The 15,951-nt window shown below is 57.6% G+C and carries 15 protein-coding genes; all 15 read left to right on the top strand.

Annotation, left to right across the window (positions count from 1 at the left end; translation table 11 throughout):
- The first annotated feature begins 71 nt into the window (after positions 1–71).
- The 15 genes from ACI3GR_RS18385 to ACI3GR_RS18315 all read left to right on the top strand — a co-directional run bounded on the left by ACI3GR_RS18385 (position 72) and on the right by ACI3GR_RS18315 (position 15,938).
- Complete coding sequence (locus ACI3GR_RS18385; RefSeq protein WP_407496508.1) at positions 72–440, top strand: hypothetical protein; 369 nt, start codon at positions 72–74, stop codon at positions 438–440.
- A 12-nt stretch (positions 441–452) separates the two neighbouring features.
- On the top strand, positions 453–938 hold the full coding sequence (locus ACI3GR_RS18380; RefSeq protein ID WP_071974191.1) for a TRAP transporter small permease: 486 nt from the start codon (positions 453–455) through the stop codon (positions 936–938).
- 3 nt (positions 939–941) lie between these two features.
- The gene (locus tag ACI3GR_RS18375; RefSeq protein WP_071974192.1) at positions 942–2,201 is read left to right on the top strand and encodes a TRAP transporter large permease; all 1,260 of its coding nucleotides are present in this window, start codon (positions 942–944) and stop codon (positions 2,199–2,201) included.
- A 538-nt stretch (positions 2,202–2,739) separates the two neighbouring features.
- Complete coding sequence (locus ACI3GR_RS18370; protein ID WP_071974193.1) at positions 2,740–3,522, top strand: enoyl-CoA hydratase/isomerase family protein; 783 nt, start codon at positions 2,740–2,742, stop codon at positions 3,520–3,522.
- Between the two features lie 13 nt (positions 3,523–3,535).
- Entirely contained in the window at positions 3,536–4,774 is a 1,239-nt protein-coding gene (locus tag ACI3GR_RS18365; RefSeq protein ID WP_071974194.1) for a thiolase family protein, read from the top strand.
- 14 nt (positions 4,775–4,788) lie between these two features.
- The gene (locus ACI3GR_RS18360) at positions 4,789–5,925 is read left to right on the top strand and encodes an acyl-CoA dehydrogenase family protein (RefSeq protein ID WP_218394103.1); all 1,137 of its coding nucleotides are present in this window, start codon (positions 4,789–4,791) and stop codon (positions 5,923–5,925) included.
- 11 nt (positions 5,926–5,936) lie between these two features.
- Positions 5,937–6,707: an SDR family NAD(P)-dependent oxidoreductase gene (locus ACI3GR_RS18355; protein WP_071974195.1), complete on the top strand. Its 771-nt coding sequence runs from the start codon at positions 5,937–5,939 to the stop codon at positions 6,705–6,707.
- Between the two features lie 9 nt (positions 6,708–6,716).
- Complete coding sequence (locus ACI3GR_RS18350) at positions 6,717–7,835, top strand: CaiB/BaiF CoA transferase family protein (protein WP_071974196.1); 1,119 nt, start codon at positions 6,717–6,719, stop codon at positions 7,833–7,835.
- The gene (locus ACI3GR_RS18345) at positions 7,832–8,713 is read left to right on the top strand and encodes a branched-chain amino acid ABC transporter permease (RefSeq protein WP_071974197.1); all 882 of its coding nucleotides are present in this window, start codon (positions 7,832–7,834) and stop codon (positions 8,711–8,713) included. Before ACI3GR_RS18350 ends, ACI3GR_RS18345 begins: the two co-directional genes overlap by 4 nt.
- Positions 8,714–8,717: 4 nt before the next feature.
- A complete protein-coding gene (locus ACI3GR_RS18340; protein WP_071974198.1) occupies positions 8,718–9,797 on the top strand; it encodes a branched-chain amino acid ABC transporter permease in 1,080 nt (359 codons plus the stop codon).
- Positions 9,794–10,561 carry an ABC transporter ATP-binding protein gene (locus tag ACI3GR_RS18335; protein WP_071974199.1) on the top strand — a complete coding sequence of 256 codons (768 nt, stop codon included), beginning with the start codon at positions 9,794–9,796 and terminating at the stop codon, positions 10,559–10,561. Before ACI3GR_RS18340 ends, ACI3GR_RS18335 begins: the two co-directional genes overlap by 4 nt.
- A complete protein-coding gene (locus ACI3GR_RS18330; protein WP_071974200.1) occupies positions 10,554–11,324 on the top strand; it encodes an ABC transporter ATP-binding protein in 771 nt (256 codons plus the stop codon). The genes ACI3GR_RS18335 and ACI3GR_RS18330 overlap by 8 nt, the downstream gene beginning before the upstream one ends.
- Positions 11,315–13,135: an AMP-dependent synthetase/ligase gene (locus ACI3GR_RS18325; RefSeq protein WP_071974201.1), complete on the top strand. Its 1,821-nt coding sequence runs from the start codon at positions 11,315–11,317 to the stop codon at positions 13,133–13,135. Before ACI3GR_RS18330 ends, ACI3GR_RS18325 begins: the two co-directional genes overlap by 10 nt.
- A 20-nt stretch (positions 13,136–13,155) precedes the next feature.
- Positions 13,156–14,316: an ABC transporter substrate-binding protein gene (locus tag ACI3GR_RS18320; protein ID WP_071974202.1), complete on the top strand. Its 1,161-nt coding sequence runs from the start codon at positions 13,156–13,158 to the stop codon at positions 14,314–14,316.
- A 176-nt stretch (positions 14,317–14,492) separates the two neighbouring features.
- Positions 14,493–15,938, top strand: a complete 1,446-nt coding sequence (locus ACI3GR_RS18315; protein WP_083545782.1) for a coniferyl aldehyde dehydrogenase — start codon at positions 14,493–14,495, stop codon at positions 15,936–15,938.
- Positions 15,939–15,951: the final 13 nt, after the last annotated feature.

Genomic DNA, 15,951 nt, shown 5'->3' with positions numbered 1-15,951 from the left:
ATATTGCAATTAAGGGTACAGAATCTGCCGAAAACGCTTCCAATCCGCAGAATCTGATTAATTAGGGTACAGTGACAATTGCCGTGGGATACGCCCAGGAAGCGCCCTTCGTGACCACGACGAACCATGTCTACCAGGTGGGCCTTGTGGCTATGTCCAAGAAAACCGCCGCGGGGTTGAGCGAGCAGGAAATGGGCTGGGTCATTGAAGCGGCCACAGCGATGAACGGCCTGCGGGGCGCCATCCGCGGTGCGGAAGGTGCGCTGATCGGCAAGATCAAGGGGGCAGGTCTGACCGTGCATGATCCCGACGCCGACGAACTGGCCGCCTGGAAAGCCGTCGCCCCCGCTGCACAGGCACGTATCGTTTCGGAAATGGGTGGTAATGCCGCCGAAGTCTGGGACCGGGTTCAGGCCGCCAAGGCTGCCTGCACCAACTGATGGCTGGCAGTCTTGAAGCGCACGATTGACATACTGACCACAATCGAAGGGGCGATCGCCACGCTGGCCTATAGCTGCGTGGCGATCCTCCTGATGGGCGATGTCATCGGACGCGAGCTGTTCGGCATCTCGGTTTTGGGTATCAAGACCGTGGCGGTCTATGTCGCCATCGTGGCCGGGTTTTTGGGCCTCGTGTTGGCCACCCATCACAATGCCCATCTTCGGCCCGAGATATTCGATCACCTCATCACCGGCCGCCGGGGCGCGATGTTTGATCGGATCGGAGACCTGCTGTCAGGGTTGTTTTTCCTGTTCCTGGCAGGATACGCAATCTATTTCGTGGGCCAAACCCGCGCCGCGGGCGATCGGGCCGCCGTACTTTATTTCCTGCTGTGGCCGATCCAGTTGATCATTCCCTATGCATTCCTGTCATCGGCACTCAGGCATTTTGCCTTCTGTGTTTCACCCATTCTGAAATCCAAATCGCAGGACCGTTGATCCATGGATGTTGCTGGTCTTCTTGCCCTGGTCTTTACCTGCCTGTTCTTCCGGATGAACGCGGTTGTCCTGCTCTTGGCGTTGGTGGCCTATGTCCACCTGGTCTGGGGGGATGGACGGCTGGAATACCTGGTCGAGGACATGTGGATCAGCCTCGACAACGATCTCTTGCTGGCGATCCCGATGTTCCTGATTGCCGGGAACATCATGACACGCGGGTCAATCGCAAAACGTCTGATCCGGGTCACGATGCTGGCCACCGACCCGTTGCCCGGGGGCATGGGGGTGGCGACGGTGCTTTCCTGCGCTCTGTTCGCCGCAATCAGCGGGTCGTCGCCCGTCACTCTGCTGGCTGTTGGCGCAATCCTCTATCCGGCCCTGCGCGAGGCGGGTTATTCGAAACGGTTCTCCCTTGGAGCGATCACCTCGGGGGGAACCCTTGGGATCGTGATCCCGCCTTCAATCCCGCTGATTGTCTATGGGCTTGTCACGGAAAAAAGCGTTGCCGACCTGTTCATTGCGGGCATCGGACCGGGTATCCTGCTGACGGCGGTGCTGGCTGGGTACTCGTTCTGGGTCAATCGGCATCTGCCGTCGAAATCCTTTGATCTGCCGGCCTTTGTGATTGCCTTGAAAGAGGGCATCTGGTCGATGCTTTTGCCGGTGATCCTTCTGGGGGGGATCTATAGCGGATACTTCTCTCCGACCGAGGCGGCGGCTGTGGCGCTGGCTTATGGGCTCCTGGTCGAAGCCTTCATTCACCGCGAACTCAGCTTCGCGGATTTTCGCAAGACCACGCTGGATACGGCCGTGATGCTGGGCATGCTCTTTCCGATCATAGCAGTGGCGCTCAGCCTGAAGTCGGTGCTGACCATCGAACGCGTGCCACACGAGCTGGCTATGTGGATCACTTCGATCACCGAAAGCAAAATCGCCTTCCTGATTGCGGTGAACCTTCTGTTGCTTGTGATCGGGTGTTTCATCGACGTGATCTCGGCCATCCTGATCCTGGCGCCCCTGCTTCTGGTTCCGGCGATGAGCTATGGCATCGACCCGATCCATTTCGGGGTGATGATGGTCATCAACCTGGAAATCGGGTTCCTGACCCCGCCCATCGGGTTGAACCTCTTCGTTGCGACAACGGCCTTCCGCGAGAAGTTCTCGGAAATCTGCCTTTCGGTCTTGCCGTTCATGGCCCTGATCGTGACGGTGTTGATGATGGTTACGTTCATTCCGGGAATTTCGCTTTGGCTGCTTCGTTGAGGCCAAGTGTTTCGAGCGCCACGTAGCGACCAGATTGGCCTGTCTGAACTGTGTGGAGACCGAGTGTCAGCGACTGCTTTCGTCGATCTTCTCTAGATCGTCTTCAACGTCGGCATGGCTTCCTTCTGCAACGGTCAAAGTCGGTGTTGCAGGCTTCTGCAATGGCGACAATGGGGCTCTGAAGAGTGCAGTTCCGCCGAAGTCAGTGATGTCTTCATCGCTGAAAACGCAGGCCACGTGAAATGTGTCGCACGTGTGCCAACATGCAAAGTTGGTTCAGGACGGATTCAGCGGGTCGGGGATATGACCAGTGCCAAGGCTATGCGCCAATAGTTCGCGGTTCGCCCGCGGCACCATCACTAAAAAATCGGTCTTTCGAATCGGAAATCGTCAGGACTCCGAAGATCATTGGAGTCCGTAAAACACCATCGTCTTGTGGTGGAATCATCGTAACTCATTGGTTTTTTGAGGGAAATTTTTCTATTGATTTATATTACCGACTGGTAATTAATAAATAATCAAGACGGGGAGGACAGACGTGGCGTACGAAACAATCGCAGTGAATGAGATCAATGGTGTTGCCACGATCCGGCTGTCGCATGCTGAGCAGATGAATGCGTTGTCGTTCGATGTGATTGATGAGCTCGCTGATGCGCTAAGCTGGGTCGAGGGTAATGACGGGGTGCGATCCCTGGTCATTACTGGAACGGGTTCGGCATTTTGTGCCGGTGCGGATCTGAAAGAAGTACTCGATACCCTCGGGGTGCGCGGAAAACGCGATTTTCTTGATGCGATTGCGCAATTGTTCAAGCGCCTGCGTAATCTGCCGGTGCCCGTGGTTGGTGGGCTGAACGGGATCACGATGGCTGGCGGGTTGGAGCTGGCGATGTGCTGCGATGTGCTGATTGCCGGTGAAAGTGCCAGGATCGGCGACGCGCATTCGAATTTCGGAGTTTTTCCTGGTGCTGGTGGCGCTGCGGTTCTGCCCGAGCGCATCGGGCTGAACAACGCCAAGTATCTGCTCTTTTCTGGCGATGCGCTGCCGGCCCGCCGCCTGATGGAGATGGGTCTTGTGCAGGAAGTTGTCGCTGACGATACGCTGGACGATCGCGTGCAGGAGTTTGCAGAGAAGCTCGCTGCCAAAAGTCCGCTGGTACTGCGGCGGATGAAGTCGGTCGCCAATCAGTCGATGGAAATGTCGCAATCTGGTGCGCTGCAGCTCGAATTGGAAACGCTGCGCAATCATTTTCGGTCGGACGATATCAAGGAGGGCCTCGAGGCCTTCGCTGAAAAACGTAAACCGGTCTTCACCGGTCAATAAGGGAAAGAAATTTATGACCAAGACATATGTCATCGGCGTGGGCATGACCCGGATGGGCAAGCAGGCCGACAGCACTGTGAAATCCCTGACACAAGAGGCGGTTGATGCCGCGCTGAACGATGCAGGTGTTCAAAAGTCTGACCTGCAGGGTGCTTATTTTTCGAACGCCACCCAGAACCACATGGAAGGTCAGTTGATGGTTCCCGGTCAGGTTGCCCTGCGCGCCATGGGCATCGGAGGCATCCCGGTGGTCAACGTCGAGAATGCATGTGCCAGTGCAGCGACGGCGTTTTCATTGGCCAACCAGGCCCTGCGCGCCGGTGACAGCGACATTGTCTTGGCCGTTGGGGCCGAGAAGATGTTTTCGACTGACCGTGAGCGGATGTTCAGCGTCTTTGATGGGGCGTGGGACATTTCCGCAGTCGAGGCAACCAAGGCGCAGCTTCTAGCGCTGGGTGAAGGCGTTGAGGTGCCTGAAGGCAGTACATCGCCTAAACCTTACAGCGTCTTCATGGATGTCTATGCGGCATTCTGCCGGTTGCATATGAAGCATTTTGGTACGACGCAGACGCAGATTGCCGCTGTGGCGGCTAAGAACCACGGCCATTCGGTTCATAACGAAAAAGCGCAATACCGCGACCCTTATACAGTTGAACAGGTGCTGGCCGCTCCGCCGATCACCTATCCTCTGACTCTGCCCATGTGCGCTCCAATCTCGGATGGTGGCGCAGCTGCTGTTCTGGTGAGCGAAGAGGGGCTTAAACGTCTTGGTCTCTCTCGCCATCGAGCGATCGAGGTGAAAGCTTCGATCATCCGTACCGGGAGCGACCGGATGGCTGAAGATTTTACTAATCATATCACCGCCCGCGCGGCCCGCGATGCCTATGAGATTGCAGGTATTTCGCCTTCGGATGTGTCGGTGGCTGAGGTGCATGATGCTACCGCCATGGGCGAAATTATCCAGATTGAGAACCTTGGCCTGGTGGAGTTGGGCGAAGGCGGCCCGGCCTCGGAGCGAGGCGAAACCTGCATTGGGGGCCGCGTGCCCGTTAACCCTTCGGGCGGACTTGAAAGCAAGGGCCATCCGATCGGGGCGACAGGGTTAGGGCAAATTTACGAGTTGGTCAGCCAGTTGCGCGGCGAATGCGGCGCGCGACAGGTCGAAGGCGCCCAAGTGGCCGTGGCCGAGAATGGCGGCGGGCTTGTCGGGTTGGAAGAGGCCGTGGCGGCAATCACCGTGCTGGCACGCTAAGGGAGGGCAAGATTATGTACCGCAAAACAGAAGAACAACAGGCGGCCGTGGACGGGTTGCGCCGGTTTCTTGACGAGAAGCTTGAGCCGGAAATTCGTAAGTACGACGATCAGGTTATCCCGGATGAGAAATTCCGGGAATGGGCCGGGCAGCTTTCCGAGTTCGGGGTGCTGACCGCACCACATCCAGAAGAACATGGCGGTTACGGCATGGATTGGGTGACGCACCTGATGCTGTTCGAAGAGGTGGTCTATTCCTCGCTTGATCTGGCCGTGCCGCTGTTGATCAACGTTGTGGCTGCCGATCTGTTGATCCGCCTTGCGCCGCCGGAATTGTGCGAACGCTATGTGCCGGACCTGCTGTCAGGCAAGAAATTTGCCAGTGTCGGCATTTCGGAACCGGACGTGGGCTCGGACGTGGCCGCAGTGAAAACCAAGGCGGTTCGCGATGGCGATTATTACGTGATCTCGGGAGAGAAGACTTGGATTTCCAGCGGGCGCTTTGCCGACATCTTCATTTGCACCTGCCGCACTGAGGAAGGGCTCAGTCATATCCTGATTGACCGCGAGGAGCATGGGTTCGAGACTCGCGATATCAAGAAAATCGCGCTCAATGGTCAATCCACGGCGCAGGTCTTCCTCAACGATGTGCGGGTGCCGGTCGGTAACATCATTGGTGACGCCGGTCAGGCCTTGCGCCAGACGCTTGTGGTCTTTGAGCGTGCCCGTTGTCACATGGCTGTTTGGGGCTATGCCGTGGGCCGCCGCGCCAATGATGAGGCCATTAAGTATTCTCGGGAACGCAGCCAGCACGGCAAGCTGATCGCTGGGCACCAGCTGATTGCCGACAAGATCGCCACCAATGCCACCAAGATAGACGCTGCCCGCCTGTTGACCCTGCGGGCAGGGGCGATGATCGACGCGGGCGAGCGCTGTGACGCCGAATGCGCCATGGCCAAGTGGTATGGCACCGAAATCGCTATAACCGCCGCGCGTGATGCCTTGCAAATCCATGGCGGCAACGGCGTGACCAAGGACTTCATCATCGAACGCCTGGCTCGAGAATCGCTGATCGGGCCGATCCCGGATGGGACCACGGAAATCCAGAAACTCATTATTGCGCGGTCGCTGACCGGCATCTCGGCATTCTAAAGGATCACATCGTGCAGATTGAGGGAAAGACTATCATAATCACTGGCGGCGCCTCGGGCCTCGGAGCCGAGACTATGCGTTACATGCATGGGCGCGGGGCCAATGTCGTGGCCTGCGACTTGAATGCCGAGGAGGGCATTGCGCTCGTTGCGGAACTGGGTGAGCGGGCCATGTTTGCCAAGCTGGACGTGACCAGCGACGAAGAGGCGGCGGCAGTAATCGCACAAGTGGTTGCGAAATTCGGCACGGTGCACGTCTGCATCAACTGTGCGGGCGTCGCTGCGCCAAGCAAGATCATCGAACGCGATGGCAATGCCACCTCGCTTGATGCTTACCGCCGGACCATTGATATCAATCTTGTCGGCACCTTCAATATGCTGTCGAAATGCGCCGCGCAGATGGCCAAGAACGATCTCGAGAACGGAGAGGAACGCGGCGTTTTGATCAACGTTGCTTCCGGAGCTGCCTATGAGGGGCAGATCGGGCAGGCGGCCTATGCAAGTTCCAAGAACGGTGTCATCGGGCTGAACTTGCCTGCCGCGCGCGAGCTTGGCCGTTACGGCGTACGCGTCAATGCCATCGCGCCGGGACTGTTCGGCACGCCTATGGTCATGTCCTTTGACCAAAAGGTAATCGACAGCCTGATAGAGAGTTGCGAAGCGCCCAAACGGGTCGGGCGAATGGAGGAATTCGCTCATGCCTGCGCCTTCCTGATCGAAAATGCCTATATCAACGGCGAGACCCTGCGCGTGGACGCGGCTACCCGCCTGAAAGCGCGGTGAGGTAGGCGTATGCAACTTCGCAGTGGTCCACTAAAAGGTGTGCGTGTGGTCGAGATGGCCGGGCTTGGACCCGCTCCATTTTCTGCCATGCATCTTGCCGATCTCGGAGCCGAGGTGGTGCGAGTTGCACGCCCAGGGCAGAAGTATCCGTTCCCGATCAAGGAAAAGTTTAACATCTACGACCGCTCGCGCCGATCGGTGGTGCTGGATTTGCAGACAGATGATGGGCAGGCGGCCCTTTGGCAATTGTTGGAGCGGGCCGAAATTCTGATCGAGGGCTTTCGTCCCGGCGTTATGGAAAAGCTAGGATTTGGCCCGGACGAGGTGCTCGGGCGCAGTCCCGCACTGGTCTACGGTCGGATGACTGGCTGGGGACAGACCGGCCCGCTGGCGCAGGCAGCAGGACATGATTTGAATTATGCCGCCCTGTCGGGGGCTATCTGGTCGGTGGGCGATGCAGACGCACCCCCAACGGTACCGCTGAACGTCGTCGGCGATTTGGCCGGTGGGGCAATGATGCTGAGCGTTGGAGTCTTGGCCGCCCTGACACATGCACGTGCGACCGGGCAAGGACAGGTCGTCGACACCGCGATGACCGACGGATCGGCGCTGATGATGGCGATGCAGTATGGGTTCTTGTCCGCCGGTTTCTGGAACGACAATGAACGGGGCTCGAACTTCCTGAATGGAGGTATGGCCTGGTACGGCTGCTATGAAACCTTGGACCGACAGTATGTCGCGCTGGGCTGCCTCGAACCGCAATTCTATGCCGAATTCCTTGAGCGCATGGGCCTCACAAATGATCCGGTGTTCAAAGATCAGTATACCTCTACAACGCAGACTTTGAAAAAGGAACGCTTGACTGAAGTCTTCGCCAGCAAGACCCGCGATGAATGGTGCGCCATATTGGAAGGAACCGATGCCTGTTTTGCCCCGGTTCTCTCGATGTCTGAAGCACCTGATCACCCACAAAACAAGGCGCGCTGCACATTCGTCGATGTTGACGGCGTTATCCAGCCCGCTCCTGCTCCGAGGTTTTCCAGAACCCCAGCTGCGCCCCCGACTGCCGCCGGCGCGCGAGAGATGACCGTTACCGAAATATTGTCCTATTGGAGTGTTGCCTCATGACCGGCCTCAACTTCGCGGATGTCATGCAGCTTGCCATTATTGGCTTGGCGCAGGGCAGTCTTTACAGCCTTATCGCGATCGGCCTTGTGCTGATCTACAAGGCCACAGAACAAATCAACTTTGCCCAAAGCGAGTTCATGATGCTCGGGGCCTTTTTCGGGTTCCAGTTTATCGTGCTCTGGGGAATGCCATTCTGGCTTGGCTTTCTTCTGGCCATCGCCGTGCTAGGGGGCATCGGATATACTTATGACGCGCTGGTGATCCGACGGATGACCGGACAGCCGGTCTTTGTCGTCTTTATCCTGACGCTGGCCACCGGCATCGTGCTGCGCGCGCTGGCGGGGATGTTTTGGGGGTTCGACAGTTTCTCACTGCCCTCGATGATGCCCGGTACAATTGACCTTACGGGTGTGATCATCGGCTGGGATCACGTGATTGCCATCCTGGCTGCAGCGCTCTTGTCACTGGCTCTCTTCCTCTTTTTCCGCTTCTCGCGGGTCGGCATTGCGATGCAGGCATTGTCGCTCAACCAACTGGCTGCCTTTTATATGGGTATGCCGGTCAAGCGGCTGACCTCTTCAATATGGGCTCTAGCCGCAATGTTCGGCGCGCTGGCCGGGCTTCTTCTCGGTCCGATTGCGCTGGTGTCCACGCAGATAGGATTCATCGGATTCAAGGCCTTTGCAGGGGCCATCGTCGGTGGGTTCGGGTCGATCCCAGGCGCAGTGCTTGGCTGCTTGCTTATTGGTTTTGCCGAGCCATTCTTCGACACCGCCTTCCCGACGCTCAAGGGCGTTGGGGCCTATGTGATCATGTTCGCAGTGCTGCTGGTTCGTCCGCAAGGGTTGCTTTCCCAGATGCACCAAAAAAAGGTCTGATCCGATGCGTATTACCTTCCGAAAATCCTATGAACAGGACATCCGACTTTTTCGCGACGGTGCACAGGCTGCTTGGTACCTGGGTTTCCTTGCGGTGGCGCTGCTGATGCCGCTCTTGGTCGATGGCTACTATCTGGACGAACTCAGTTTCGTTTACATTTACGCCATTGCTGGTCTGGGCCTGATGATCCTTACCGGCTTCTCGGGACAAGTCAGTTTCGGCCACGCGGCCTTTGTCGCTATCGGGGCCTATGCCCATACAATCATGATGACACGTTACGGTGTGCCATGGCTCTTGTCAGTGCCCTTGGCCGCGCTGATCTCCGGCATTGCAGGGCTAGCGCTGGGTCGGATCTGCTCCAAGATGCATGGACTTTATCTTGCCATTGCGACCCTGGCCTTTGCGCTCATCATCGAGCGCCTGATCGGGTCAGGAGGGGATTTCACCGGTGGTCACGGCGGTATGCCCGTTCCAGAAATCACCATCTTTGGCGTCGAGCTGTTCGAGAGCTGGCAGAAGTATTTCGTCAATCTCGGAGTGTTCGTAGGTGTGCTCTTGTTGGTGCGAAACCTCACCCGCTCGCGTAGCGGTCGGGCGATGATTGCGATCCGCGATAGCGAAGTTTCGGCTCGGGGTCTTGGTGTCGATATTGCCTTCTTCAAGGCCTATGCCTTCTTCCTTTCTGCCGCACTGGCCGGTCTGGCGGGCACGCTTTTGGCCCATGCCTTTTTCTTTCTCAGCCCGGAGAGTTTCGGAATGGGGGAATCGATCCGGCTCTTGCTGATGATCGTCGTGGGTGGCCTTGGCACCATTCATGGAGCCGTCTTTGGCGCGTTCTTCATCATGCTGCTCCCAACGGTTCTGAGCTGGATAAAGGTGCTGCTGCCCGCGGGCGTAGCTGCGTCCAGCGGGCTTGATAGCCTTGCCTTTGGCCTAATCCTGGTGGTGTTCATGCTGTTCGAACCAGACGGGCTTTATGGTCGTTGGCTCAAGATCCACCACTATTTCAACATCTTCCCGATGTACAAGCGACGCAGCTTCCAGCGTCAGAAAACCTTCCTCAAAACGGAGCGTCTGAGATGAGCTGGCTGGAAGTTGAAAACCTTACCCTAACCTTTGGCGGTTTGAAGGCGGTGGACAACCTGTCCTTTTCGGTCGAGCCGGATACGGTCTATACCATCATTGGTCCGAATGGTGCGGGCAAGAGCACGGTGTTCAACTTGATCTGCCGGATCTACGACCCGGTAGCGGGCGATGTTCGGCTGGGTGGTGAAAGCCTGCTCTCGGCCAAGCCGCACCAGATCGTGCGCCGCGGCATTGCTCGGACCTTCCAAAATATCGAGCTGTTCGAACATGCAACAATGCTCGAAAACCTGCTGATTGGTCGCCACAGCCGGGATGGTTTCAAACCTCTGCGCGAGCTCTTTTTTGCCGGTGGGCAGTTGGAGCAGGAACTGGCGCATCGCCGCAAGGCCGAGGAAGTGATTGAGTTCCTTGATCTTCAGGCACATCGCCACGCTCGCGTGTCTGATCTGCCGTATGGAATCCGCAAAAAGATCGAGATTGCTCGCGCTTTGGTCGCCGGACCCGAGCTGTTGTTGCTGGATGAACCGTCCAGTGGTCTGACCACCGAGGAAACCGCCGACATCGCCTTCTGGATCGAGGATATCAAAGCAGACCTCGGCATTACCGTGGTGATGATCGAGCACGACATGAAGTTGGTGAACAAAGTGTCCGATAAGGTGCTTGCTATCGCCGAGGGGCGGTTTCTGGCGGAAGGCACGGCCGCCGAGGTTCAGGACAATCAGGATGTTCAACACGCCTATCTGGGGACCGGCCATGACTGATCTATTAAAACTGGAAAACGTTGAAACATTCTATGGCAGGGTCATGGCGATCCGCGGGGTAAGCCTGTCCGTGCTTGAGGGCAAAATCGTGTCGATCATGGGCTCAAACGGCGCGGGCAAGACCACGATCCTGAAAACCATCTCGGGCGCCTTGGACCCCTTCAAAGGATCGATCAAGCTCGATGGGAACGAGATTTCCTCGCAAGACCCTGACGTGGTCGCCCGAATGGGCGTGGCCCATGTACCCGAGGGGCGCGAGGTGTTCTCGCTCTTGTCTGTGCGCGACAACCTGATGCTGGGGGCATATTGCCGCCGGGATAGGGGAGCGGTGCAACAGGATTTCGAAAAGGTGCTGGGTTGGTTCCCGGACCTGCGCAGCTTTATCGACAAACAGGCGGCCTATCTGTCCGGCGGCCAGCAGCAGATGCTGGCGCTTGGCCGCGCCTTCATGCAGAAGCCACGCCTTATGCTGCTGGACGAACCTTCCCTCGGCCTCTCCCCGCGTCTGATCGGCGAGATTTTCGACATCATCAAACACATCAATCGCGAGGAAGGCGTGACTATGCTTTTGGTAGAACAGAACGCCGCCGTGGCGCTGGAAACCTGCGACTTCGGCTACGTGATGGAGACCGGGCGCATCGTCATGGAAGGCGACCGCGATCGCCTATTGGCCAGCGAAAACATCCAAGAGTTCTACCTCGGCGTGAAGGACGAAGGCGTGCGCGAAGAACGTCGCTGGAAAGGGAAAAAGACATGGCGCTAGAAACTGTGAACTGGAACCCGCCCACCGTTTTAATCGACGGCTGCGACACCTTCGCCAAGCTGTTTCGCCAGAATTGCCTCGCGCGAGGCAATACCATTGCCATGCGCGAAAAAGAGCTTGGTATCTGGCGAGCCTATAGCTGGGCAGATTATTACGACCGCGCCCGGCAGGTTGGAGTGGCGCTCTTGTCCCTGGGGATGAAAACCGGCGATGTCGCCGCGATCATCAGTGAAGACAACAAGGAATGGGTGTTCACCGACCTGGGAACTCAGGGTATTCGGTGCGTCTGTCACGGACTTTACCCGACATTGCAGTCACGCCAGATGGCGTTTCAACTCAACGATAGCCAGGCCAAGGTTCTGTTTGTCGAGGATGAGGAGCAGCTTGATAAGTTCCTCGAACAAGAAACAAAGCTGCCCTACCTGAAACATGTGGTGGTCTACGACATGGAAGGGTTACGCCGTTTTTCGCACCCCAAGGTCATGTCATGGGAGGCATTTCTGGCGCTGGGCGATGAGGACCGTGCCAGGTTGGAGGTCGAATGGGACAAGCGCATCGACGCGGGTCTGCCCGAAGATCTCGCGATCCTGATCTATACCTCGGGCACCACCGGCAACCCCAAGGGGGCACAGGTGTCGAACCGATATATCTTGTCACAGGCCGACAATTCGCCGGACCTGCCCTTTGGTCCGGGGGACGAGTTCCTGACCTTTCTACCGTTATGCCATGCGGCGGAGCGGATTATCTCGGTGGCGATCCCGATCCGCTATGGTTCGGTCATTAACTTTGCCGAAAGCGGCGAGACTTTTGCAAAGGATATTCAAGAGGTTGCTCCCACGGCCATCTTCGCCGTGCCACGCGTATGGGAGAAGTTTTATTCCCGCATCAATTTCATCATGCAGGAAGGCACGCCTTTGGGTCGAAAGGCCTATAACTTGGCACTGCGCTTGAATGAAAAGGTGCAGGCTGGCGGTGGCTCTTTCCTCACGCGAATGGCGGCAAAACTCACAGACTATGCCGTGCTGCGCAATATCCGCATTGAACTGGGTATCAACCGGACCCACACCATCCTGTCCGGCGCGGCGCCGATCTCACCCAACCTATTGAATTGGTTCCAGACGCTTGGGGTCAGCGTGCAAGAAGCTTACGGCCAGACCGAGACCGGGATCATCACCGCTACGGTGCCAGGACAATCCCCCATCGGATCGGTTGGGCGAGCCTTCCGCGGCGTGGAGTTAAAAATCGCTGAGGATGGTGAAATACTTGTCCGCGCGCGCAGCAACTTCTCGGGCTATCACAACGCGCCTGAAAAAACCGATGAAACCGTTCTTGATGGCTGGGTCTATACCGGTGACATCGGCAAGCTGGATCAGAATGGCGATCTGTTCATTCTTGACCGGAAAAAGGACATCATCATCACAGCGGGCGGTAAGAACATCACGCCGTCATTGATGGAAAACGAGCTAAAATTCTCGCCGTATATCTCCGACGCTGTTGTCATAGGAGACAAGCGCAAGTTCCTGACAGCGCTGATCATGATCGACCAGGAAAATGTCGAGAAATACGCCCAGGAACAGCGCATCCCCTTTAGCGATTACAAATCGCTATGCCGCAACCCGGCTATCGAAGAACTGATCGATAAGGAAATCGCATCCGTCAACAAAGGCTTTGCGTCCGTCGAACAGGTTAAGAAATTTCGCCTGATAGACATCCTTCTGACAGCAGATGACGAGGAACTGACACCAACCATGAAGCTCAAGAGAAAGGTCGTGGAGGAGAAGTACGGCGATCTGATCGCGAGCATGTACTGAATCAACCAACGGAGGAGAACATGAAACAACTTATCGCAGCATTGAGTGCCGCTGCCCTTCTGGGCACACCGGCACTGGCGGAAACCCAAGGGGTGAGCGCCGACAGTATCAAACTGGGATCGTATACCGACCTTTCCGGGCCACTGGCCGTTTGGGGCGTGCCCAGTGCCAATGGTATGCGCATGCGTATCGATGAAGCCAACGCAGCGGGCGGTGTGCATGGCCGCAAGATCGAGATTGTCATCGAGGACATGCAATACCAAGTGCCGCGCGCGGTGCAGGCAGCAAACAAGCTGATCCGCCGGGACAAGGTTTTTGCAATCATCGGTGCCCTTGGCACTCCGCAAAACCTTGCCGTGATGCCAACTCAGTTCAACGCCGGGGTGCCAAACATGTACCCATTGACCGCCTCAAAGGTCATGACCGATCCGGTGAACCCAATGGTCTATAGCTTTTTCCGCAGCTATTATGAGCAGTTCAGGGCTGCGGCCGCCTATTTCTACGAAAATGGCGGTTATTCCACGCCTTGCGTTGCGCAAATCGCCAATGAAGCGGGCGAGGAGATGACCCACGGGGTCGAGGATCAACTGGCCGAATATGGGATGAAGATCGTCGCCAAAACGGAACATTCCGCCACCGAGACCGACCTGACCTCGTCGGTGACCACACTGAAGAACGCAGGCTGTGACATCGTCTTCCTGTCCACCTCGGTGCGGGACACGATCATCACCGTGGCCACCGCCAAGAAACTGGGCTTCGAGCCCATCTTCGTGACCGGAATGGTGCCCTACATGGATGCCGTGGCTGGGGCTGCCGGTGGCGCTATGCAGAACCTGTACCTTGTCGCGCCCTTCGTCTATGAGTCCGCCGCTAATGCCGAAGGTGAAGCCAAGCGGATTCTCAAAGCCTATGAAGCCACTCACGGCAAGGCAATGGAACCGCAGGCGCAGCTTGGCTACATCTTTGCCGATCTGACAATTAAGGCGCTGCAAGAGGCAGGCAAAGACCTGACCACCGAAAACTTCCTTGCGGCCACCGAGGCGATAGAAGGCTATGTAGACCCGATCGGCGGTCAACCGGTCAGCTTCTCGGCCGATGACCACCAGGGCTCGGATACCTTTATCATGGCCAAGGTCAACAACAGCGCCTGGGAAGTTGTGGCGCGCGGGCTCGACTACTGATCCCACTCCCTTTCGGGGGCCTCTGCCAATCGGTGTGAGGCCCCCGGCATCAAGCCTGTAACAGTTCGATTTGCAGCGCCAACGCGCGCGCGACCCACGGCCCAACCCGCTAGCCGGTTCTCCAGGCTTGCCCAGATGCCCCTGCCGGTCGGCCTTTCGGACAGAAAGGAAACACAATGAATTCGCATGCGACACCCATCGTCCCGGATACGTCCATCGACGATCTCAAGGCGCTTTTTGCCCGCCAGAAGGCGGCGTCGAACGCCAACCCTTACCCGTCCTATCAGGAACGGCGCGGCAATATCGAAAAGCTGCTGACCCTGACGGAAAAACATAAGCACGACATCTGCGAGGCCATCGACAAGGATTTCGGCAACCGTTCGGTGCGCGAAACCACACTGGCCGATCTCATGCTCGTCATCTCGGGGGCCAAACACGCCCGCCGGCACCTGCGCCGCTGGATGCGCACGCGCCGGGTGGGCACCACCCTGCATTCGCTGCCCGCCACAAGCAAGATCATGCCACAACCCCTGGGCGTGATCGGCAATATCGCCCCGTGGAACTATCCTTATGCCATCGCGCTTTTGCCTGCCGTGCACGCGCTGGCCGCGGGCAACCGGATGATGATCAAGCCCAGCGAGGTGACGGTGCACACGACCGAGCTTCTGGGCAACCTCGTGTCGGACAATTTCGACGAGGACCTGTTGGCCATCGTCACCGGCGGGCCGGACCTGGGCAACGCCTTCGCCGAACTGCCGTTCGATCATTTGATCTTTACCGGCTCCACCGCCGTGGGCCGCAAGATTGCCCAGGCGGCGGCGCCGAACCTGACGCCGATCACGCTGGAACTGGGCGGCAAATGCCCGGCGATCATCGACCACAGCTATGATCCGTCCAAGGCGGTCAACTCGATCCTGCGTGGCAAGGTGCTGAACTGTGGCCAGACCTGTATCGGGGTGGATTACATCTTTGTCCCGACCGAGAAGCTCGACGGGTTTGTCGAGGACATGAAGAAGGGCTTTACCAAGTTCTTCCCCAAGCTCGAAGGCAACGAGGACTACACCACCATTGTCTCGGACCGCCATTACGACCGCCTGCGCAATCTGGTGACAGACGCGCGTGACAAGGGGGCAAAGGTGGTCACGGTCAACCCGGATGGCGGCGAAGGCAGCACCAACAACCGTGTCCTGCCGCTCAACATGGTGATCAACCCGACCGAGGACATGACGGTCATGCAGGAAGAGGTGTTTGGCCCGGTCCTGTCGATCAAGACCTATGACAGGCTGGACGAGGTCACGAATTACATCAACAGCCATGACCGCCCGCTGGCGCTCTATTGGTTCGGCCATGACCGCGCCAAGGAAAAATACATGCTGCAAAACACCTGGGCCGGGGGGATGTGCGTCAACGAAACCCTGTTCCACGTGTTCCAGGAAAAGCTGCCCTTTGGCGGCATCGGGGCCAGCGGCATGGGCACCCACACCGGCAAGGCCGGGTTTGACAGTTTCAGCGCCCACAAGCCGGTCTTCCGGCAGGCGCGGCTGAATTCGGCCGACCTGCTCAACCCGCCTTACGGCAAGCTGACTGACACGCTCTTGGCGGTGATGAAGAAAATCGTCTGACACAGACACATAG

The organism is Pseudooceanicola aestuariicola (assembly GCF_045763785.1).
Lineage (GTDB): Bacteria > Pseudomonadota > Alphaproteobacteria > Rhodobacterales > Rhodobacteraceae > Pseudooceanicola.
The sequence above is the reverse complement of the archived record's forward strand: the minus strand, read 5'-3'. Positions and strand labels throughout refer to the sequence as shown.

Bases quoted from the DNA above. Each gene is read 5' to 3' on its own strand.
- ACI3GR_RS18375 (WP_071974192.1), top strand. From the start codon at position 942: ATGGATGTTGCTGGTCTTCTTGCCCTGGTCTTTACCTGCCTGTTCTTC.
- ACI3GR_RS18365 (WP_071974194.1), top strand. From the start codon at position 3,536: ATGACCAAGACATATGTCATCGGCGTGGGCATGACCCGGATGGGCAAG.
- ACI3GR_RS18360 (WP_218394103.1), top strand. From the start codon at position 4,789: ATGTACCGCAAAACAGAAGAACAACAGGCGGCCGTGGACGGGTTGCGC.
- ACI3GR_RS18350 (WP_071974196.1), top strand. From the start codon at position 6,717: ATGCAACTTCGCAGTGGTCCACTAAAAGGTGTGCGTGTGGTCGAGATG.
- ACI3GR_RS18345 (WP_071974197.1), top strand. From the start codon at position 7,832: ATGACCGGCCTCAACTTCGCGGATGTCATGCAGCTTGCCATTATTGGC.
- ACI3GR_RS18340 (WP_071974198.1), top strand. From the start codon at position 8,718: ATGCGTATTACCTTCCGAAAATCCTATGAACAGGACATCCGACTTTTT.
- ACI3GR_RS18335 (WP_071974199.1), top strand. From the start codon at position 9,794: ATGAGCTGGCTGGAAGTTGAAAACCTTACCCTAACCTTTGGCGGTTTG.
- ACI3GR_RS18330 (WP_071974200.1), top strand. From the start codon at position 10,554: ATGACTGATCTATTAAAACTGGAAAACGTTGAAACATTCTATGGCAGG.
- ACI3GR_RS18325 (WP_071974201.1), top strand. From the start codon at position 11,315: ATGGCGCTAGAAACTGTGAACTGGAACCCGCCCACCGTTTTAATCGAC.
- ACI3GR_RS18320 (WP_071974202.1), top strand. From the start codon at position 13,156: ATGAAACAACTTATCGCAGCATTGAGTGCCGCTGCCCTTCTGGGCACA.
- ACI3GR_RS18315 (WP_083545782.1), top strand. From the start codon at position 14,493: ATGAATTCGCATGCGACACCCATCGTCCCGGATACGTCCATCGACGAT.